At 68.9% G+C, this 19,779-nt stretch carries 18 protein-coding genes; 8 read left to right on the top strand and 10 right to left on the bottom strand.

Annotated features, from left to right (window positions below; genetic code table 11):
• Positions 1-74: 74 nt before the first annotated feature.
• From OHS57_RS01675 to OHS57_RS01665, 3 genes are all read right to left on the bottom strand, one after another.
• Positions 75-1,391, bottom strand: coding sequence for an MFS transporter (locus OHS57_RS01675; protein ID WP_328580691.1), 1,317 nt, complete (start codon positions 1,389-1,391; stop codon positions 75-77).
• Positions 1,388-1,927 (bottom strand): ArsR/SmtB family transcription factor, encoded by a 540-nt coding sequence (locus OHS57_RS01670; RefSeq protein ID WP_041999587.1) that lies wholly within the window; start codon positions 1,925-1,927, stop codon positions 1,388-1,390. Before OHS57_RS01670 ends, OHS57_RS01675 begins: the two co-directional genes overlap by 4 nt.
• 195 nt (positions 1,928-2,122) lie before the next feature.
• Positions 2,123-2,551, bottom strand: coding sequence for an organic hydroperoxide resistance protein (locus OHS57_RS01665; protein WP_328580690.1), 429 nt, complete (start codon positions 2,549-2,551; stop codon positions 2,123-2,125).
• A 191-nt stretch (positions 2,552-2,742) separates the two neighbouring features.
• Between OHS57_RS01665 and OHS57_RS01660 the strand changes: the two genes are divergently transcribed.
• The 3 genes from OHS57_RS01660 to OHS57_RS01650 all read left to right on the top strand — a co-directional run bounded on the left by OHS57_RS01660 (position 2,743) and on the right by OHS57_RS01650 (position 5,846).
• Positions 2,743-3,303 (top strand): hypothetical protein, encoded by a 561-nt coding sequence (locus tag OHS57_RS01660; RefSeq protein WP_328580689.1) that lies wholly within the window; start codon positions 2,743-2,745, stop codon positions 3,301-3,303.
• Position 3,304: 1 nt separating this feature from the next.
• The gene (locus tag OHS57_RS01655) at positions 3,305-4,744 is read left to right on the top strand and encodes a dihydrolipoyl dehydrogenase family protein (protein WP_328580688.1); all 1,440 of its coding nucleotides are present in this window, start codon (positions 3,305-3,307) and stop codon (positions 4,742-4,744) included.
• 181 nt (positions 4,745-4,925) lie between these two features.
• Positions 4,926-5,846 carry an alpha/beta fold hydrolase gene (locus OHS57_RS01650; RefSeq protein WP_328580687.1) on the top strand — a complete coding sequence of 307 codons (921 nt, stop codon included), beginning with the start codon at positions 4,926-4,928 and terminating at the stop codon, positions 5,844-5,846.
• Between the two features lie 154 nt (positions 5,847-6,000).
• On the opposite strand, the gene OHS57_RS01645 is transcribed toward OHS57_RS01650, so the two are convergent.
• Positions 6,001-6,585: a TetR/AcrR family transcriptional regulator gene (locus tag OHS57_RS01645; protein ID WP_328580686.1), complete on the bottom strand. Its 585-nt coding sequence runs from the start codon at positions 6,583-6,585 to the stop codon at positions 6,001-6,003.
• Between the two features lie 234 nt (positions 6,586-6,819).
• Here OHS57_RS01645 and OHS57_RS01640 point away from each other — a divergent pair, with 234 nt between their 5' ends.
• Both OHS57_RS01640 and OHS57_RS01635 read left to right on the top strand, forming a co-directional pair.
• Positions 6,820-7,668, top strand: a complete 849-nt coding sequence (locus OHS57_RS01640) for an oxidoreductase (RefSeq protein WP_328580685.1) — start codon at positions 6,820-6,822, stop codon at positions 7,666-7,668.
• Positions 7,668-8,282, top strand: coding sequence for a TetR/AcrR family transcriptional regulator (locus OHS57_RS01635; RefSeq protein WP_041999601.1), 615 nt, complete (start codon positions 7,668-7,670; stop codon positions 8,280-8,282). Before OHS57_RS01640 ends, OHS57_RS01635 begins: the two co-directional genes overlap by 1 nt.
• 75 nt (positions 8,283-8,357) lie before the next feature.
• On the opposite strand, the gene OHS57_RS01630 is transcribed toward OHS57_RS01635, so the two are convergent.
• Positions 8,358-9,401, bottom strand: a complete 1,044-nt coding sequence (locus OHS57_RS01630) for an NAD(P)-dependent alcohol dehydrogenase (protein ID WP_041999604.1) — start codon at positions 9,399-9,401, stop codon at positions 8,358-8,360.
• An 80-nt stretch (positions 9,402-9,481) separates the two neighbouring features.
• Between OHS57_RS01630 and OHS57_RS01625 the strand changes: the two genes are divergently transcribed.
• The gene (locus OHS57_RS01625; protein ID WP_041999607.1) at positions 9,482-10,057 is read left to right on the top strand and encodes a TetR/AcrR family transcriptional regulator; all 576 of its coding nucleotides are present in this window, start codon (positions 9,482-9,484) and stop codon (positions 10,055-10,057) included.
• 48 nt (positions 10,058-10,105) lie between these two features.
• On the opposite strand, the gene OHS57_RS01620 is transcribed toward OHS57_RS01625, so the two are convergent.
• Complete coding sequence (locus OHS57_RS01620; RefSeq protein ID WP_328580684.1) at positions 10,106-10,885, bottom strand: alpha/beta hydrolase family esterase; 780 nt, start codon at positions 10,883-10,885, stop codon at positions 10,106-10,108.
• A gap of 83 nt (positions 10,886-10,968) precedes the next feature.
• Between OHS57_RS01620 and OHS57_RS01615 the strand changes: the two genes are divergently transcribed.
• Complete coding sequence (locus tag OHS57_RS01615; protein WP_041999610.1) at positions 10,969-11,544, top strand: TetR/AcrR family transcriptional regulator; 576 nt, start codon at positions 10,969-10,971, stop codon at positions 11,542-11,544.
• A gap of 430 nt (positions 11,545-11,974) precedes the next feature.
• Positions 11,975-13,246: an acyl-CoA dehydrogenase family protein gene (locus tag OHS57_RS01610; RefSeq protein WP_041999613.1), complete on the top strand. Its 1,272-nt coding sequence runs from the start codon at positions 11,975-11,977 to the stop codon at positions 13,244-13,246.
• A 220-nt stretch (positions 13,247-13,466) separates the two neighbouring features.
• On the opposite strand, the gene OHS57_RS01605 is transcribed toward OHS57_RS01610, so the two are convergent.
• The 4 genes from OHS57_RS01605 to OHS57_RS01590 form a co-directional block, all read right to left on the bottom strand.
• Entirely contained in the window at positions 13,467-15,173 is a 1,707-nt protein-coding gene (locus OHS57_RS01605) for a CocE/NonD family hydrolase (protein ID WP_328584987.1), read from the bottom strand.
• A gap of 623 nt (positions 15,174-15,796) precedes the next feature.
• Positions 15,797-16,321, bottom strand: a complete 525-nt coding sequence (locus OHS57_RS01600; protein ID WP_041999618.1) for a nuclear transport factor 2 family protein — start codon at positions 16,319-16,321, stop codon at positions 15,797-15,799.
• Between the two features lie 57 nt (positions 16,322-16,378).
• Entirely contained in the window at positions 16,379-17,545 is a 1,167-nt protein-coding gene (locus OHS57_RS01595; protein WP_328580683.1) for a flavin reductase family protein, read from the bottom strand.
• A gap of 14 nt (positions 17,546-17,559) precedes the next feature.
• Complete coding sequence (locus tag OHS57_RS01590; protein WP_328580682.1) at positions 17,560-19,776, bottom strand: ABC transporter permease; 2,217 nt, start codon at positions 19,774-19,776, stop codon at positions 17,560-17,562.
• Between the last annotated feature and the right edge of the window lie 3 nt (positions 19,777-19,779).

Raw genomic sequence — 19,779 nt, 5'->3', positions numbered from 1 at the left:
TCCGCCACGCGGGCACGCCGCGCGCTGTCCGGCGGCAACGGCGGTATCCATGACCCGCCGTACGAGACGTCGCGCTACCGCTGGTTCAACGGCGCCGTGGAGTCCTGAACGGCGCCCTCCTGGGCGGGATCCTTGGACGCCGGGTGATCCGGACCGCCGGCCGGGGCAGCGGCGCGCAGCGCGGCTTCGACCCGGCGGTTGCTGGTCATGGACGCGGTGACTGCCGTCATCGTCAGGAGGAGGCCGGCCGCGGCGTAGAGCGGGGTGCGGATGTCGTACGTGGCGGCCAGCCAGCCGCCGAGGAACGCCCCGACGGGGGCGGCGCACATGGCCAGCATGCGGGAGGTGGAGGCGACCCGGCCCATCAGACGGGCGGGGACGATCGCCTGCCGGAGGGAGGGCCCGAGCACCATGGTGGCGCCCATGCCGGCCCCGCAGACGGCGAGCGCCAGCCCGGCCACGTACGGGTTCGGGGCAGCGGCCAGGCCCAGGATGGCAAGCCCTTCGACGGCGGCCGTGCAGGTCAGCGCGGTGCCGGTGCCGAGTCGGCGGCCGAGGTACGAGGCGATGCCCGCACCGAGCAGACCGCCGGTGGCCTCCGCCGTGAGGAGCAGGCCGAAGCCGTAGGTGTCGATGCCGAGGCGGTCGTGCGCGAAGAGGGCGAGGACGGTCTCCACAGCGAGGAAGGCGATGTTCCCGACCGCCGGGCGGAGCGCGAGCCCGAGCAGCACCCGGTCCCGGAAGACGTACGAGGCCCCGGCCCGCGCCTGCCGAAGCAGCGACTCGTGGACCTCCGGCACGGGGCGGGGCATGGCGGGCAGCGACCGTACGAGCAGGGCGGAGAGCGCGAACGACACGGCGTCGGCCAGCAGCGGAACCGCCCGCCCGAGCGCGAGCAGCGCACTGCCCGCAGGCGGCCCCGCGAAACCGGACGCGGCGGTCTGGGCGCCGCGCAGACGGGAGTTGGCGCGCTCCAGGAGCGCGGGGTCGCGGTGGAGCAGATCCGGCAGGAAGGCCGTGGCGGCCGTGTCGAAGAAGAGTCCGCCGAGGCCGAGCAGAAAGGCGACGCCAGCGAGCAGCGGAATGCTCAGCGCGTCGAGCGCTGCCGCTGCCGCCGGTATCGCGAGCAGCACCGCACGCGCCGCGTCCGCGACCCACATCGTGCGCCGACGGTCCCAGCGGTCCACCAGCGCACCGCCGAGCACCCCGAAGAGCAGCCACGGCAGCGTCCCCGCTGCCGTGACGACGGCGAGCGCCATCGGATCGCGCGTCAGCGTCAACGCGATCAGCGGCAGCGCGGCCTGGGTGACCCCGTCGCCGAGCGATGACACGGTCTGCGCAGTCCACAGCCGTCCGAATCCGGTCGGCAACTTCTCGACGGACGAGATCACTTGGCGCCCCCCTCGGGCTGCTCCGGCTGTGCGGGGTGGAACAGTGCGAAGACGAGTGACGCGTCCGGCAGCGACGGATCGGACAACTCGCGGTATTCGTCCGCCAACGCCTCCAGCCGCGCTCCCAGCTGTGCGAACTGCTCCGCGGTGAGCCGGAGATGCGCCATCCGCACATGCCGCTCGCCGTCCGCCGGCGCCGCCTCCAGATCCGCCACCGCGTGCCGCATCAGCACATCCGGCCCTCCCTCGCCCGGGTCCGGCAGCTCGATCGACCGGGCGGCCATGGCGTAGTACCGCTCGGTGACGCCCCGGACCTTCCGCGTCCGCACCACCTTGACCAGGCCGGCCCGCTCCAGCAGCCGCACGTGATAGCTGGAACTCCCTTTCGCGAGGCCGACCCGCGCGGCGATCTGCGTGATCGTCGCCGGCTCGAAGCGGAGCACGGCCATGATCCGGTGGCGGGTGAGATTGGAGACGGCGCGCAGCTGCTCGTCCGTCGTGACGTGAAACGTCTCGGGAGGCTCGTCGGTAGGCATGCGAGTAATGGTCAACGAGTCTTGACCATTGCGCAAGGGGTTTGTTCGGCCAAACGCCGACGCCGGGTCCCGCGCCCGTCGTGATCACCTGCAACGAGCTGCCGGAACAGGGGTCTTCCTGATGCGGCGGCGTTGAGTCCGCGCGAACCGTAGGGCCGGGGTCGGACCTCCACACCGCGCCCCGGCCCTACGGCGTCACACCACTGTGGCGTCGATGGCAACCGCGATGTTGCCGCGCGTCGCGTTGGAGTACGGGCACATCGCGTGTGCCGCCTCGATCAGCTGGTCCGCCACCGCTTGTTCCACGCCGGACAGTTCGACGTGCAGCGCGGCGTTCAGGCCGAATCCGCCCTCCGGTGTGGGGTGCACTCCCACCTCCACAATGACCGCGGAGTCGGCGATCTGAGTCTTCTGCTGCGCGGCCACGGCCTTGAGCGCCGAGTGGAAGCACGCAGCCCAGCCGGCCGCGAACAGTTGCTCGGGATTGGTCGCCCCGCCGGGGCCGCCCATCTCCTTCGGGATCGCCAGCGTCATGTCGAGCAGCCCGTCGTTGGTCCGGACATGACCTCCAGCCCTGCCGTCGCCGGTAGAGGTGGCAATGCCCGTGTAGATCTCTTTGGTCATCTTCATCCTTTCCGCGCCATCTGAAGATCGTCCGAAACGAGAGAGAACGATCTATCTGCTTGTAGTTTCACCCTCTGTTCGGTCGCTGTCAAGGTAGAACGTTCTCTCTTGACAAGCGGCTCCACCCCTTGCCAAGCTGATGCGACAGAACGGTCGTTCTTGCAGACCGTCAGCCAATCGAAGGGACCATCGTGAGCACCATCACCGTTCCGGCCGGCGTCGCCGGCACCGCCCCCGCTCTGCGGCGGCTGTACTTCGTCCGGTTCGCGTTCGCCATCATCTGGGCGCTGATCATGGTGCCGACTGCTTCGAAGCTGAGCCCGGTCGTGGTCGCGCTGCTCGTGCTGTATCCGCTGTTCGATGTGGGTGCGGCCGTGTACGACGCGAAGGTTTCTCGCGGCACGGGGTCGACGAAGCTGCTGTACGTGAACGTCGCGGTCAGCCTCGTCACGGCTGTCGGCCTGGGCATCGCCTGTGCGTCCGGTATCCCGGCGGTGCTGCGCGTGTGGGGGGCCTGGGCGATCGTGGCCGGGCTGGTCCAGCTCATCGTGGCCGTACCGCGCCGCAAAATGGGTGGCCAGTGGCCGATGATCCTCAGCGGCGGCATCTCCGTCCTGGCCGGTGGGTCGTTCGTCGCGTCGGCAGGGGCGGACAAGCCGAGCCTGACCGGCGCCGTCGGCTACGCCATTCCGGGCGCCATCTTCTTCCTCATCTCGGCCCTGCGCCTGGGCCGCGCCTCCAAGGGGAACTGACGTGGACGCCAACACGTACGACGTCATCGTGATCGGTGCTGGGCCGGTCGGGGAGAACGTCGCCGACCGGGTGGTGCAGGGCGGGCTGAGCGCCGCGATAGTCGAGCGGGAACTGGTCGGCGGCGAGTGCTCCTACTGGGCCTGTATGCCGACCAAGGCGCTGCTGCGGAGCACGGCCGCGCTTCGGGGCGCCCGTCAGGTACCGGGGGCGCGTGAGGCGATGACCGGTGACCTGGACGTCGCGGCCTTGCTGCGCCGCCGTGACTCCTTCGCCTCGCACTGGAAGGACGACGGGCAGGCGTCGTGGCTCGACTCGGCCGGGATCCCGCTGCACCGGGGCCACGGGCGGATCAGCTCCGAGCGGGTCGTCGAGGTGACGGGCGAGGACGGTGTCGTGACGTCGCTGACCGCGCGGCATGCGGTCGTCGTCGCGACGGGCAGCGCCGCGCTCCTGCCGGACATCCCCGGCCTCAGCGAGGTGGCACCGTGGAGCAGCCGGGAGGCGGCCGCCGCGAGGGCGGTCCCCGGACGGCTCGCCGTGATGGGTGGCGGCGTGGTGGCCTCGGAGATGGCGACGGCATTCGCCGCGCTGGGGTCGTCGGTGACGATGCTGGCCCGTGACGGTGTCCTGCCGCTCGCGGAGCCGTTCGCCGGCGAACGCGTCACCGCATCGCTGAGAGAGGTCGGCGTCTCGGTACTCCTCGGCGCGGAAGCCGCAGCCGTGAAGCGCGACGGTGACGGTACGGTGCACATCACGCTCACCACCGGCGAGCGCGTCGAGGCCGACGAACTTCTCGTCGCGATCGGCCGTACACCGAACACCCAGGACATCGGCCTCGGCGCCGTCGGTCTGACGCCGGGCACCTGGCTCACGGTGGACGACACACTGCGGGTGGTCGGGGACGACGGGGCGCCGACGTCCGAGGGGTGGTTGTACGCCGCCGGTGACGTCAACCGCCGTGTGCTGCTGACCCATCAGGGCAAATACCAGGCGCGTGCGGTGGGCGATGTCATCGTCGCGCGGGCGAAGGGTGAAGCGGTCGAGGACCGCCCGTGGGGCCGGCACGTGGCCACGGCCGACGACCGCGCGGTGCCGCAGGTGGTCTTCACCGAGCCCGAGATCGCGTCGGTGGGACTGACCGCGGCCGCCGCCGAGGCCGCCGGGCTCCGGATCCGCGTCGTCGACCACGACCTGGCCGCCGTCGCGGGATCGGCCCTCCACGCCGACGGATACCAAGGCCACGCCCGCATGGTCGTCGACGAGGACCGGAAGGTGATCGTCGGCTTCACGCTCGTCGGCCCCGATGTCGCCGAGCTCCTGCACGCCGCGACGATCGCGATCGTCGGAGAGGTTCCGCTGGACCGGCTGTGGCACGCGGTTCCGGCGTTCCCCACGATCAGCGAAGTGTGGCTGCGGCTGCTGGAAGCGTACGGCCGCTGACGGTCCGACCACGATGCCTCGTCCCGTCGGGCCGGACGGAGGCGGGGCGGTCTCCCGAACACCGTGCTGACAAGGGGCGTTGAAGGCTCGTCGTGACGCCAACAGGAGAAGCCATGAAACAAGAACCACGAGCGGATGCGAGCAAGGTGTCCCGACAGCGTCCTGACGCGAGTGGTGACGCGTGAACGCGGATGCCGGCACCGCTGACCAGGCGGTGGAGCAGTTACGTCTGCACGACGGCCGTGTTCTCGAGTTCGCCGCGCGAGGGCCGCAGGACGGGCCTGTTGTGTTCCTCCAGCACGGCATGCCTGGCTCGGCGGTTCCCATGGACACCGTGTGGGGCTCGGCCGTGGAGCGTGGGTACCGCGTCATCACGTACTCACGCGCGGGTTACGGCGCGTCGACTCCGGTGCCGGGGCGGCCAGTTGCCGGCGCTGTGGAGGACGGTCGCGTACTGCTGGACCATCTGGGCGTCCGCCGCTGTCTGGTGGCGGGATGGTCTGCCGGTGGGCCGTACGCATTGGCCACCGGGGCGGCGGATCCGCAGCGCGTGTCGGGCGTGCTGTTGATCGCCTCGTTCGCTCCCTACGACGCCAAGGGGCTGGAGTTCGTCGCGGGCATGGGCGTACAGAACGCCGTGCTGTTCGGTGCCGCGGTTCAGGGTGAACAGGCCTTGCGTACCGCCGTGTTGCGGATGGGCGGAGCCCTCAGGGGCAGCGGCCCGGCGGACCTTGCCGCCGCGATGGCCAGTCTGCTGCCGGCGGTGGACAGCAACGAACTCACGTCGGCGTACGGCGCGGACAACGCCGCGAACGTCAACCACGGCCTCGCGAGGGGGGACGCAGGATGGCTCGGCGACCTCCACGCGCTGACGTCGCCGTGGGGATTCGACCCCGGCAGCGTCGTCGTTCCCGTCGACCTGTGGCACGGCTCCCTCGATCGGATGGTGCCGGTCGCGCACGCGAGGTGGCTGGCCGAACATCTGCCGACCGCGCGTCCCCACCTGCGGAACCACCATGGACACCTGTCGATCGGCGTCGGAAGCCTGGGGGACAAGCTCGACCGGCTCATCACGAGGACGTCCCTGACGAGGCCGGTCTGAGGAGCCGCGACGAGCGCCGTCGTAGCGGGCGCAACCCCAGGAAACGATCGCTCACCAGCTTCATGTACGACACCGGGTGCACCCGAGGCTGATCGACACCCAACGCTACGACCGGACAACGGTGTTCATGGAGCCCAAGGCCATGGACACCTGGTCAGGCGGTGCTTGTCTGCAGGATTCCCTCGACGCCGTTGATGAAGGTCTCGGAGATCAGTTCCGGGTCGAAGAGGCAGCCGGCTGCCATGGCGCCGTCCCGGAGCATGACGAGGTGCCGGCCCGCGGGCCCGGCGGTTGTGGGGTGTGTCTGTGCCAGCAGCTCCGTGACGGTCTCCAGGAACCACTGCCGGTGGGCCAGGACCGCTTGGTGGATCGGGTGACTGATGTCGGGGTACTCGGCTGCCGCGTTGAGGAAGGCGCAGCCGCGGAATCCGCCGGACCGGATGCCCTCGGCGATGGATGCCGCGACGGCCCGTACCTGGTCGGGCGCCGACTCGCTGCTGGTCCGCGCGGTGGCGACCTGGCCGCGAATGCCCTGGTCGGCCAGATCGAGGTAGGCGAGGACGAGTTCTTCCTTGCCGGCGAAATGCCGGTACAGCGTGGCTCGGGTCACCTGTGCTTCCGCGACGATCCGGTCGATGCCGACGGAGTGGATCCCCTCCGCGTAGAAGATCTGGGTTGCCGTGTTGAGCAGCCGTGCCCGTGCCTCCGAGGTGCTGCCGCCCGCTGTACTCCGACTCATGGCGCCCGAGCTTACCAAACGGTAGAACGTTCGGTCTTGGCAGCAGGGCGAACACCTCGAAGAGAACGTAGCGGCTGGCCGGCTGTGTCTCGGCGGAGAGCGGATGGCGAGGCTCAGGAGCGGTCGTGCCGGGACGCGGGCGGAATCAACACAGCGGTGATAAAAATCGACACCGTGTAGACTTTCTTGCGAGGGGGTCGATCCCGACCCTCGTGCGACCTCCCTGGAGGACCAATGGAGAAGCAGAACTGGCTCATCACCGGTGTCAGCTCGGGTCTGGGACGTGCCTTCGCCCAGGCCGCGCTGGCCGCCGGGCACGCCGTCGTGGGCACCGTCCGATCGGAGGAGGACCTGCGCGCCTTCGAAGGGCTCAACCCCGGGCACGCCCATGGCCGGATCCTGGACGTGACGGACGACGACGCCGTACGGAGCGTGGTCGCGGAGGTCGAGCGGACCGTCGGTCCGCTGGACGTCGTCATCGCCAACGTCGGCTACGGCCTGGAAGGCACCTTCGAGGAGACTCCGCAGGCCGAGGTGCGGCGGCAGTTCGAGGTCAACGTGTTCGGAGCGGTCGCCACACTGCGGGCCGCGCTGCCCGCCATGCGCCGGCGTCGCCGTGGGCATCTGATGGCCGTCACCTCGATGGGCGGACTCATGGCCGTGCCCGGCATGTCCGCCTACTGCGGCAGCAAGTTCGCCCTGGAAGGCATCCTGGAGGCGCTGGGCAAGGAGGTCGCCCAGTTCGGGATCCATGTGACGGCGATCGAGCCCGGCTCCTTCCGCACCGACTGGGCCGGACGGTCCATGACACGCGCCGAGCAGTCCATCGACGACTACGACGAGCTGTTCACCCCCATCCGGGAAGCGCGGCAGAAGGCCAGCGGTAACCAGCTCGGCAATCCGGCCAAGGCCGGGGAAGCCGTCGTGCACATCGCGTCGGTCGAGCAGCCGCCGGCCCACCTCGTCCTCGGCTCGGACGCCCTGCGCCTGGTCACCGCCGCGCGCACGGCCGTGGACGAGGACATCCGCGCGTGGGAGACGCTCTCCCGTACGACCGACTTCGCCGAGGGTGCTCAGCTCTGATGTCCGACAACCACCCCGCGCGAAGCCGCCGCACCGCGGAACGCAAGGGCGATGTCCGGGAGCGGGCCATCCTCGACACGTGCGAGGCGCTGTTGGCTCGTAAGGGCTACGACGCCATGACCGTCGGCGACATCGCCCAGGGCGCCGGCATCACACGCGGCGCCCTGTACTTCTACTTCGGCTCGAAGCAGGAAGTGCTCACGGCACTCGTGGCCCGGACCGTCGAGCACCTGTGGGAGCGGTCCCGGGTCACCGCGCAGACCGAGGAGCCACGCCGGGCCGTCACGGCGGCGATGCGGCGCACGGTAGAGCTGTGGAACGAGCACGGCCTGGTCATGCGCACGGCCATCGACTTGACGTTGACGGTGCCGGAGATCGGCCACCTGTGGAACCGCACAGCCGACTTGTTCATCGCTGCCATCACCGCCGTCCTGGAGCGGGCCGGCGTCGAACCGGGCACCGAACCACAACAGGCCTCGGCGATGGCGCGCGCCCTGTGCTGGATGATCGAGCGAACCTTCTACCACGCTTCGCAGGAGTCCCGCGAGAAGCTGCAAGAGGCCTCCGCGACCTGTGAACACATCTGGCTGACCAGCGCCGGGCTGACCGGCTGAGGGCCGCCCGTGTGGGCTCGTGGTCGGAGCGGTCAACATGATCGGCCGGACAAGTCCGTGTCCCGTGAGCTTCGTTCAGCTGTCGAGGTCGGACATGTCCAGGACGAACCGGTAGCGGACGTCGCCGGCAGCGAGGCGGTCCAAGGCGATGTCGACCTCGCTCGAAGGAAGCGTCTCTATGTCGGCGGTGATGCCGTGCTCGGCGCAGAAGTCGAGCATCTCGGCGGTCTGTCGCAGCCCTCCGGTACCGGACGAGGTGAGCTTCTTGCGGCCGGCTCCGAGCTCCAGGAGCCGTGGTCCGGCCAGCAGTGGGTTCCCGAGAACGCACAGCGTCCCGTCCAGGCCCAGCATGCCGATCAGCGGTGTCAGCTCGTGATCGGCCGGGATGGTGTCGAGGACCAGGTCGAAGCGGCCCCTTGCGGCGGCGACTTGGGCATCGTCAGTGGTTACGAGGAGTTCGGAGGCCCCGAGGTTCAGGGCATCCGCCTCCTTGGCCGCGTCGCGGCTGAGGGCGGTGACGTCGGCTCCCAGTGCGGCGGCGAGCTTCACCGCGATGTGGCCGAGCCCTCCGAGACCGGCGACGGCGACGTTGCTGCCCGGGCCGATGCCGGCCGCCCGCAAGGGCTCCCAGACGCTGACGCCGGCGCACATGAGCGGGGCGGCGGCGGCCGGGTCGAGCCCGTCGGGCAGGTGGAACGCGAACTTCTCCCGCAGGACGTACTCGCGGCTGTAGGCGCCTTGTGTCGGAGTGCCGTCGATTCGGTCGGTGCCGCCGTAGGTGGTGGTCACCCGCTCATAGCAGAAGTTCTCCTGCCCGACCTGGCACATGGCGCACGCGCCGCACGAGTCGACGATCGTGCCGATCGCGACCCGCTCGCCGACAGCGAAGCGGTCGACCGCCTGGCCGACGGCGGCGACGACGCCGGTCGCTTCGTGTCCGGGGACGAGGTCCTTCTCGCCGAGCATCCCGTGAATGCGGTGCAGGTCGCTGTGGCACACGCCGCAGTAGTCGATCCGCACGGCGATGTCGTCCGGGCGCAGGTCACGCCGGTCGATGGTGACGCGGGTCAGTGTGTTGCTGGTCGGGTCAAGGCTCTGCCAGCCGGTCGTGGTCCTCATGAGCACCCCTCCAAAGCGGAATCTGCATTCAGGTTAGCACTAAGATGAATGCGGATTCCGCTTTGGGTACACTGGCGGCGATGACCCTAAGACCGAACGCCTCGAACACGTCCCGCGCACCGCGCCGGGACGCCCTGCGCAACGACGCGATCGTCATCAACGCGGCCCGTGTGGTCTTCGCCGAGCAGGGTCCGCAGGCCAGCATGGAGTCCATCGCGTCCCGGGCCGGCCTGGGCGTCGGCACGATCTACCGCCGGTTCGCGGGCAAGGACGCCCTCCTCGACGCCATCGCGCGGCTTTTCACCGAGGAGATCGACCAGGCCGCCGCATCCGCGCTCGCCGACCCGGACCCCGGCGCCGGGCTGGAACGGTTTCTCGATTTCGTCGGAGCCTTCAACGCGGAGAAGCGCCGATACGCGGCCGAGTTGGCCGACCGGGTCTCCGGCGACGAGGTGAGCGCGACGGAGGACCGGGTCCGGCACCTCACACGCAACGCGGTCGCCAGCGGCTACCTCGCGCCGGACGTGACCGGCGAGGACATCAAGGCGCTCATCGTCGCGATCCGAGGAGTCGTCGCAGCCTCGCCGGACGGGGACGACGCCCCATGGCGTCGCTTCGTCCGCGTTCATCTCGCCGGGCTTCGCGCCGATCGATGACATGGCCGGGCCGGATCTCCGACGGCTCCACCTTGGCTCCTTGGGGTATCAGAGGTGGAGGAACTCGCGAATCTCCTCGCCGGTGTCGATGTCGTGGTGTGACGGGCCGACGAAGCGGGGGCTCGGGGAAGTCTTGAGGTTGGGAATGACGTGGCCTGCGCCGATCTGGCTGATGAGGCGGACCCCGTCCCAGTCGCGGCGCTCGACGTCCCCGGACCGGACCACGGCCGGCTCGCCGGCGGGGGCGTAACTCAGGGCCGTGTCCAGGGCGGACCGCACCGTGCCACGGGTGCGGCCCAGCAGCTTCGTCACACCTCCCTCGTAGGGGACGACCGGATCGCCGGTGCCGTGGAACAGCAGCATCGGGATCCGGGCCGGGGCCACTCCTGCCAGTGTGAAGTCCTCATCGACAGGAAGGCCCGCGGCGATCACGACGGCGCCGACGAAGGTCTCCGGGACTTCGCGCAGCAGCCGGTGAACGAGCTGGCCGCCGTTGGAGTAGCCGACGACGACGGCGGGCTTCGCGAAGCGCTCGACCACGTCCCTGACGAACCGCACGTCGTCCATGTCGCGCTTCTGGGCCGCGGACGTCTTGATGCGACGCGGGTCGTTCCAGGCGCGCCTGTAGCCGTTCAAGTAGACGAGGTCGGCGCCGATCTTCTCGGCGAGGTCGTCGATCGTGCCGCCGCTGAACTTTCTCATCGCCTTGGCGTTCTGCGTGGTGCCGTGCAGCGCGACGATCAATGGCGCGGTCGGTGCGGTGCGGTGCGGGGCGATGTGCAGGTAGGTCCGGCGTCGGCCGTCGACCTCGATGGTTTCGCGTGACATGGCAACACCCTACCGCCCGAACGGATGAACTATCCACATCGATACTTCATCGACTTCGATGGGGGATCCGGTAGGCTGCGGCCATGCCAGCGATCGAACCGTCCGCAGCATCGGTGTCCGGGCTCCGCCGGGATGTGGCCAGGAACCGCCGCCTCATCCTCGAAGCGGCACGGGAGATCCACCAGGCGGGCGAGCCGCTGCAGCTGAACGCGGTCGCGCGCAGGGCCGAGGTCGGAGTCGGCACGGTGTACCGGCACTTCGCCACACCCGAGGCCCTGCGCGAAGGGCTCGTCGAGCACCACTTCGTCGAACTGATCGAGCTGGCGCGCGACGCGACAGGGGCCGCCGACCCCGTGGCCGCGCTTCGCCTGTTCCTGTCGCACGCGTTCCGCCTGTACGCGGACGATCCGGCATTCGCCGAGGTGTCGACCAGCACACGACTGGAGCGCTCCGAGACCGAGGAGCTGCGCACGGAGCTCGTGGGCGAATTCAGCGGGATCGTGCAGCGAGCGGCGAAGGAGTTGCGACCCGGCCTCGACGGCACCGACCTGCTCCTGCTGGTGTGCGGAATCGGTTACGCGGCTCGCCGCCGCCCGGAGAAGGCATCCGAGTACCTGAGCGCGCTTCTCGCGGGCCTGCTGGACGACAACCAGGCCTGACGGAGTCGAGCCCCACCTCGTACGGCTTACCTGACGTTTCCTCAGGTCCATTCATGCGGCGAGGAGAAGGCAGCGCTGTGCCTTTGCCACCTCGGAGCCAGGTCCAGGCCACGTCGGACCGCCCTCGGACCATCAAGGTGCTGCCGTCCAAGCATGGCAACAATTGACGACGAGCACCACCGGCGCGCGGTCTCTGCGGACGGGCTCCCGCCCGCAGAGACCGGTGTCGACGCGGGCGACGCGTACGTCGTCCGGACGAGCCGAGACTCCTTGACACCTCCACGGTCGCGATGCAAGGTAAGACCTATTGGTTCGGTCCGTTTCCGCGCAGATCCAGAGTGCCTCTCCTGCGGCGACCACGGTCAGCACTGCGGCGGATGCGCATCGCTCTTAGTCCCACTGATCCGACCGAACGACACAGGAGGTACCGATGACGGTTGAGAGCGAGAACGCGTCCGAGAGGCTCAGCGCGATCCTTGAGAGGATCCGCGCGCTTGGACCGACTTTGCGGGAGCGCGCGATCGCGGCCGAGCGCGCGGGCCGTCTCTCCGACGAGACGATCGCCGATCTGGATGCCACCGGTGCTTTCAATATCGGCAGTCCTGCTGAGTTCGACGGCTATGAGCTTTCCGTTCGGCAACAGTTGGACGTTGTCTCCGAAGTCGCCAAATGGGACGGCTCGTGCGGCTGGTGCGTGTGGGTGGGAGCCTCGACGAACTGGATTCCTGCCGGTTCGGGCGCGCGCGTCGTCGAAGAGGTGTACGGACCGAATTGGGTGGGGCCGCGCGTTGCCGGTTCGAGTCACTTCCCGGCCTCGCGGGGGCGTGCGAAGCGGGTCGAGGGCGGTTGGATAATTTCCGGCGGCCCCTGGACGTTCGGCAGCGACTCGCTCTGGGCGCCTTTCACGAACCTGGGCTGCATCGCGGACGACGGCGAGGGGCCGAACCTGGTGGGTGCTCAGGTGCCGCTGGACGAATTGCGGTTCCTCGACGACTGGCAAGTGGCGGGCATGCGCGCCACGGGCAGTGTCTCCTGCACGCTCGCCAGTGACGAGCTCTTCGTCCCGGATTACCGCTGCGTCGACTTCCGCGACATCGTCGGCGGAACTCTCGACAACGGCCTCAAGGGATCAATCTGGAAGGCGCCCTCGCTCGGCTGGGCGTTCAGCCTCATGGCCGGGATGTCGATCGGCATCGCCCAGGGCGCCCTCGATCGCTTCATCGAGCGTTCCGCCGGCCGGTCGATTCGCGGCACGACGTACAAGAACCAGTTGGAAGCCCCCCTCACCCATTTGATGCTGTCCGAGGTCCACTCCAAGATTCGGTCCGCGACGTTGATGGCTCGTGCCAACGCCGATGAGACCGATCGACTCGGTGCGCTCGCGGCAGCGGGAACACCGGCGGATCCGGAATACATGCAGAAATTCAGCGCACGGGTCCTCGTGGAGACGGCCTACTCGGCAAAATGGTGCGCGGAGGCGATCGAGCTGTTGCAGCGAAATTCCGGATCAACCGCGATCATGGATTTCGAGCCGATCCAGCGAGCGTGGCGTGACGCGCGGGTGATCACGTTGCACGGTGCGCTGAACCTTGAGGCTCTTTCTGAGAATTACGGGCGGCTGATGGCAGAAATGCAGCCGCATCAGTTCGCGGGAATCACCACGCTGGATCGGTTTGCGCCGGCCCCGGTGAAGACTTCCTGACCGGCGGTGCGAACAGCGTGGGACGCCCCGTAGCCGCGGGGCGTCCCACGCGTCTCCGTCGGACGCGTCTCTGTCGGACTCCCATCGCTCGGAGGCGCCCGCAGGACCGACGCGGCCGCCCAGGAACGTCAGGTGACCCGTGAGGCACGCTCATCGCGACCTTGCGGGTGCACCGGTCCTGGACGGCCGGCCAGTCTTCACGCCCGAGTACCCGACGAGTTCACCTCGCCGGCACGATCGGCAACTGCACATAGCTCGGATGGGCCGGTCCGGTGCGGACCGTGTTCGTCGCGCCTACGTGATAGCTCTCGTCGTAGGCGCGGGACGGCAAGCCGGCGGGTGAACAGGGCTGAACGTCAATCCGCAGCCTGCACCCCGCTCGGATCAACGCACTGCTGGGACAGAGCCCCAGCTCGATCTCGACGACTTCGCCGGCTTCGAGCGGGCGGTGATCCGCCTCGGTGTGCGTGTGGACCGGCCAGTAGTCCGTCGACCTCGTGTCATCGATCGCGCGGTGCGACACCTTGAGCAATCCATGACCAACGGGATGAATGTGCGTCGGGTCGATGGGAGGGACCAACGACTCGTAGCGGATTTCACGGTCATGCTCGTCGATCACGCGCAGGGACACGAAGACATCCATGTCGCTGCTCGTCGACGACACCCACAATCCGGCCTTCATGTACCCGGCCAGCACGACGTCCTCGGTCAGCGGATCGCTGACGAAGGAGACGCCTGTCGACCAGCGCGGAGTGCCGCCGGCGAACCCGGTGGGCGCCAATATCGGCTGCCCGCGGTCGAGATGGGCGTCGTAGCTCGCCGACCCTTCGGCGGCGGGGATCGTCTCGCCGATGCGCAGGAAGTCGGTCCGACGCCCGTCTCCCGTCCAGTCCGACGGTTCGGCATTCAGGTACCAACGACGGTACGTGGTACGCGCGATGGGCCACGCCGCCTCCTCCGAGACGTAGTGCCCGCCGTTGCCCGTCCTGACCTGGACCCGAACCGGTGCACCGGTCGTCGCGCCGTTGTCCAGCCCCTTGAGCCAGTGGTCGAAGAAGTCCATGTGTTCGGCGATCGTCGAGTCCGCGTAGCAGTGCGGGAACCACGCGTCGACGAAGTCGAACTTCTTCGCCTGGGTGCCGGTCGAGTGGATGAAGGTTTCACTGCTGCCCAGTTGGTGGATGACGACGCCGGTCTGAGGACCGACGATCCACACCGGCACGGTCGCCTTCTCGATCTCGGGACGCATGAAGATCGACCCCTGAGTACCGTACGCGGCGGGGTCGTTGAACGGGGTGGCCAGCAGGCGTTCCCGCCAGTCCGTTTCCCGCCGCTCGCCGCAGTGGTTGTGACCGGCCATCGCCACTCCCCACCAGTTCCAGAAGCCTTCCCCGAACAGACCGCCGCCGTAAAGGGCCTCGTTGTACAGATCGGCGTCGGTACCCAAGGCGATCATGGCCTTGAGGTGGGGTGGTTGCAGGCTCGCGACGGTGTGCTGGGTGATCGCGAGGTAGGACATTCCCCAGAGCCCGACATTGCCGTTGGACCAGGGCTGTGTCCCCGCCCACTCGATCGCGTCGTAGTAGTCCTCTGCCTGTTGCACGCTGAAGGGCGCCTGTAGTCCGGGGCTGTTGCCCACGCCACGGGCGTCGACCCGAATGCACACGTAGCCGTTCGGCACCCAGACGGACGAGTCCACACTCTCGTGGTTCTCGTACTGAAGACCGTCCGGGTTCCCCGTGAAGTAGCGGTCCTCCAGCTCCTCCTTTCGCGCCGCGTCCTCTTCGCCACAGATGCAGCCGTGATCGAAGCTCTTCCCGTAGAACCCCTTGTTCATGACCACGGGATGCCGGCCGTCGTCGGCCGGGCGGAAGACGTCCGCACAGACGAAAGACCCGTCGCGCAGCGGGATCTTGACGTCTGTCATCTTGACGATGCCGCGAATGTTGCGCCGAAGCTCGTTGCGTGCGGCAGCGGCGTCGCGGAGCCTTCTGGGGTGGTTCGCCGTGAAGACGCCGGGCGTCGCGTTGAGTTTCTCCAACAGCCCGGTCACCACGGGGTCGTCGGCGAAGACGGCCGTGCGGTCGCCGGCGAAGGAGACCATGCGGTCGGGTGACGGGTCGTTGGATGCGGCTGCTGCGTCAGCCGCCCTGGCCGCGTCGGTGTCCGCCTGGTTGAGGTTGATGACGGTCGGTCCGACGAGTTCGTGCACGATCGGGGCGATCGTGACACCGTTCTCGACGTCGCCATCCTGATCCAGTGTCTGGACCAGCCGCGCGAGGTTGGTCACGATCGGGTCGTGGAGTCTGTCGATCTTTCCGTCGGCGCGGTTGACGAGTTGGGCCAGGTTCAGTCTCGGCGCACCCTTGGCCGATCCCAGGACGAGCCCACCGACCAGGAAGACGACCGTCTCGCCTTCCCTGTACTGGAATTCACCGCGTTCGTCGGTGACACCCGTTGTCGTGGGTGTCTGATACCTGAGGCCGGCAACCGGGCCGGCGAAGACACCGGTGGCGAAGTCCGTCGCGTGCCGGGGCGCAGTGGTGTCGGTCATTTCGCCTGGATCGCCTTCAGGAACGCGATCTTTCCTTCGGCGGCGTGGGTGCTCAGAACGTTCAGGTTCATGTCCGGGTCGTGGTCCCCGTGCGGCTCGGGGACGAGCGGGTTGCCGCTCCAGGACTGCAGTCGGCACACGCGGTGTCGGATCCGCCAGCCCTGATCGGTCCGGACGAGCTCGTCGTCGTACCAGCCCGTCCCGAGCCAGGTGGGGCCGCCCTCGGCCGCGTTCCGTACGAGGAGCCAGTTGCCGTAGCTGAAGGCGTAGGCCTTGTCCCCGTCGATGTGCACCAACTGGCCCATCATGGTGTGCTGGTGACTGTCCAACAGGTCGTGGAACTCGGCGAAGGAGCGCTTGAACACGGCCAGGCCCTCCCAGGCGGCCCCGGCCGGGCCGAACTCCGCGACCACGTCGTCCGAGAAGACTCGGTCGAACAGGTCCCACTGCCGGGCGTCAAGCGCGAGGCCGTAGAGATTCAGGATCTCGATGACGGCTGCCTTGTCCTCGTACTCAGTCATGCTGCTGCTCTCTCTTCTCACTAGCTGTTCTGGACGGTGTTGCTGTTGGCGCGCCGGTCACCCGCGGGCACCGGTCATGGCCGCTCCCACCGAGCCCGCGACCTGTTTGAGCCTGTGGACCCAGGACTCGATCTCTTCCACCGACGCGGAGTCGCGCATACCGGTCATCCGGATCGCCATCGGGGGCAGGCCGGCGTCAGCGGGGACGGGTGCGACGATCGAGGCGAGGTCGTACAGTTCGCCCGGCTGGAGGTCGGGGCAGAAGACTTCGGCCAGTTCGGAGGTCGCCTGCCGCACCGCGCGCTCGTGTCGTGGCAGGCGGTCGGACTGCTCGAACGCGGACAGCGCCGCTTGCTGACGCTGGAGCAGCCGCGGCTCGGCGGCGAGGAGGGAGTAACCGCACTCTCGTACTTTGTCGAGCCGGGAACGGTAGACATCGCGGTGGTCGCGACTGTCGTCCGGGGCACGCCGCAGCCATTCCTCGACCTCCGCCGTCGTCGAATTGACCAGGAAGACCGCTCCCAGCGGCGGAATGATCGGTTGCCGGTGGCCGAGGGGAAACGGGTCGGGGACGGACCCGCGGTTCGCGGCGAGCACCTGTACCGCGTCGCTGCGGATCTTGACCAGGACGCCGCAGTTGACGGCGAATTCGGCGCTGAGGTCCTCGACCTCGGATCGGACCGTTTCGGCCAGCTGCGCTGCCTGGATCAGGTCGGGATCCGGAGTGGCGACGAAGGAGCCGGGGGAGAAGCGCCCGTAGCCGCCCTGGAAGAACAGCAACGGGAGCGTCGATCGCTCGACAGCCAGGTCGTGGACGAGCCCGAGGACGACGAGGTGGTCGCCCGCTTCCCGGATGTCCTGGAACGTGCACTCGATCCAGGACACGGCGTCCTCGAGGATGGGCGAACCGAGTGGCCCGGGCCGCCAGCGCACACCGTCGAACTTGTCCGTCCCGCCGGTCGCGAAGCGACGGCACAGCGGCTCCTGATCAGCTGCCAGGACATTGACGCAGAACGCTCGCGCGGTCCGGAGCTGCGACCAGCTCCGGGAGTTGGCCGCCGGGAAGAACGCGACCATCGGCGGGTCCAAGGAGACGGAGGAGAACGTCCCGACAACCATGCCGGCGGGGTGGCCGTCCTCGGCCACAGCGGTGACCACGGCTACCCCGGTCGGATAGTGGCCCAGCGTCTCGCGGAACAGTACGGAGTCGGTGGCCTTGAACATGAAGCCTCCTTCGGTCAGTTGCTCGTGCGGTCGAGGACTCGCCGGAAACGACCCGGTCCGGTCCCGCGGGTGGTGGGCGCCCTGCGCCAGGCGGCGAGGCCGACGGCGGCGAGGAGGGCGGTGCCGTTGAAGAGGTCGGGGATCCAGATGGGGAGGCCGGCGAGTTGGAGGCCTTTGACTCCGACGGCGAGGGTGTAGGCGGCGAGGACGGTTCCCCAGATGTTGAATCGGCCGCCGCGGAATTGGGTTGAGCCGAGGAAGACGGCGGCGATGACGGGGAGCAGGTAGCCGGGTCCGACGGTGGGGTCGCCGGTGGACAGCTGGGACGTCAGCAGCAGCCCGGCGAGTCCGGCGATCGCACCGGAGGTCACCAGCGCGAACAAGATGATCCGCGAAGGGCGCACACCGACGAGAGCAGCGGCTTGAGGGTTGCCGCCGGTGGCGTAGACGCGGCGGCCGGCGGGGGTGCGTTCCAGTACGTACCAGAGGAGTCCGGCGACGGCGACCATGATGTAGACGGGGTAGGTGATGCCGAGGAGTTGACCGGTGCCGAGCTTGCCGAAGCCTGGCGGGAGGTTGACGATCTGCTGGCTGCTGGAGATCCAGGCGGTCGCCGCGGCCAGGAGGGAACTGACGGCCAGCGTGGCGATGAAGGACGGGATACGCGCCCGCGTGATCATCAGCCAGGAGAAGACCCCGACTGCCGCGCCCGCCAGGAGTGACAGCACGATCGCGGCTGGGGTGGGCACATGGCCGACCAGGAGCCGGGCGACGAGGATGGCGCCGAGGCCGACTTCGGCGCCGATGGCCAGGTCGATCACACCGGCCGCGGTCGGAATCACCAGCCCGACCGCCACCAGGCAGGTGACGGCCTGGTCGGAGAGCAGCGACCGCCATGTGCCGGCCGTCAGAAATGTGTCCGGTACCCACAGCGCGAACACCGCGACCATCAAGGCGAGCAGATACAACGCGGAGACGTTGCGGAACGCCGCCGCCCGCCGCAGTCGACCCGGCCAGGGCCTCTCCTGCGCCATGCCGGGCGACGTGCCGTCAGCCGCGTCCTCGGACGCCGCATCGACGTTCGCGGCGGTCGCCCGGGCGAGCAGTTCGTTCCGGCGGCTGCGTCTGACGGCCCATGCGGTGGTGGTGTTGCTCCTGATCAGCCGGAGGATGGCCTCCCGGCGATTCACCGTCGGTTTCCGCCAGGCGGCGAGGCCGACGGCGGCGAGGAGGGCGGTGCCGTTGAAGAGGTCGGGGATCCAGATGGGGAGGCCGGCGAGTTGGAGGCCTTTGACTCCGACGGCGAGGGTGTAGGCGGCGAGGACGGTTCCCCAGATGTTGAATCGGCCGCCGCGGAACTGGGTTGAGCCGAGGAAGACGGCGGCGATGACGGGGAGCAGGTAGCCGGGTCCGACGGTGGGGTCGCCGGTGGACAGCTGGGACGTCAGCAGCAGCCCGGCCAGTGCGGCCACCATGCCGGAAGTCATCAGCGCGAACAGGACGATGCGGGAGACCCGGATCCCGGCCAGCGCGGCGGCCTCGCTGCTGCCGCCCATGGCATCGACGTTGCCGCCGGTGGCGTAGACGCGGCGGCCGGCGGGGGTGCGTTCCAGTACGTACCAGAGGAGTCCGGCGACGGCGACCATGATGTAGACGGGGTAGGTGATGCCGAGGAGTTGGCCGGTGCCGAGTTTGCCGAACCCTGCCGGGAGGTTGACGATCTGCTGGCTGCTGGAGATCCAGGCGGTCGTCGCGGCCAGGAGGGAACTGACGGCCAGCGTGGCGATGAATGACGGGATACGCGCCCGCGTGATCATCAGCCACGAGAAGACCCCGACTGCCGCGCCCGCCAGGAGTGACAGCACGATCGCGGCTGGGGTGGGCACATGGCCGACCAGGAGCCGGGCGACGAGGATGGCGCCGAGGCCGACTTCGGCGCCGATGGCCAGGTCGATCACACCGGCCGCGGTCGGAATCACCAGCCCGACCGCCACCAGGCAGGTGACGGCCTGGTCGGACAGCAGCGACCGCCATGTCCCCGCCGTCAAGAACGTGTCCGGCACCCACAGCGCGAACACCGCGACCATCAAGGCGAGCAGATACAACGCGGAGACGTTGCGGAACGCCGCTGCCCGCCGCAGTCGACCCGGCCAGCGCACCTCATGCACCACACCCGGCGACGCCTCACCGGTCACCTGCTCGGGGCTCGCGGCGACTTCGGTCGTCTGCATCTC

The sequence above is a fragment of the Streptomyces sp. NBC_00370 genome, from assembly GCF_036084755.1.
Lineage (GTDB): Bacteria > Actinomycetota > Actinomycetes > Streptomycetales > Streptomycetaceae > Streptomyces.
The sequence above is the reverse complement of the archived record's forward strand: the minus strand, read 5'-3'. Positions and strand labels throughout refer to the sequence as shown.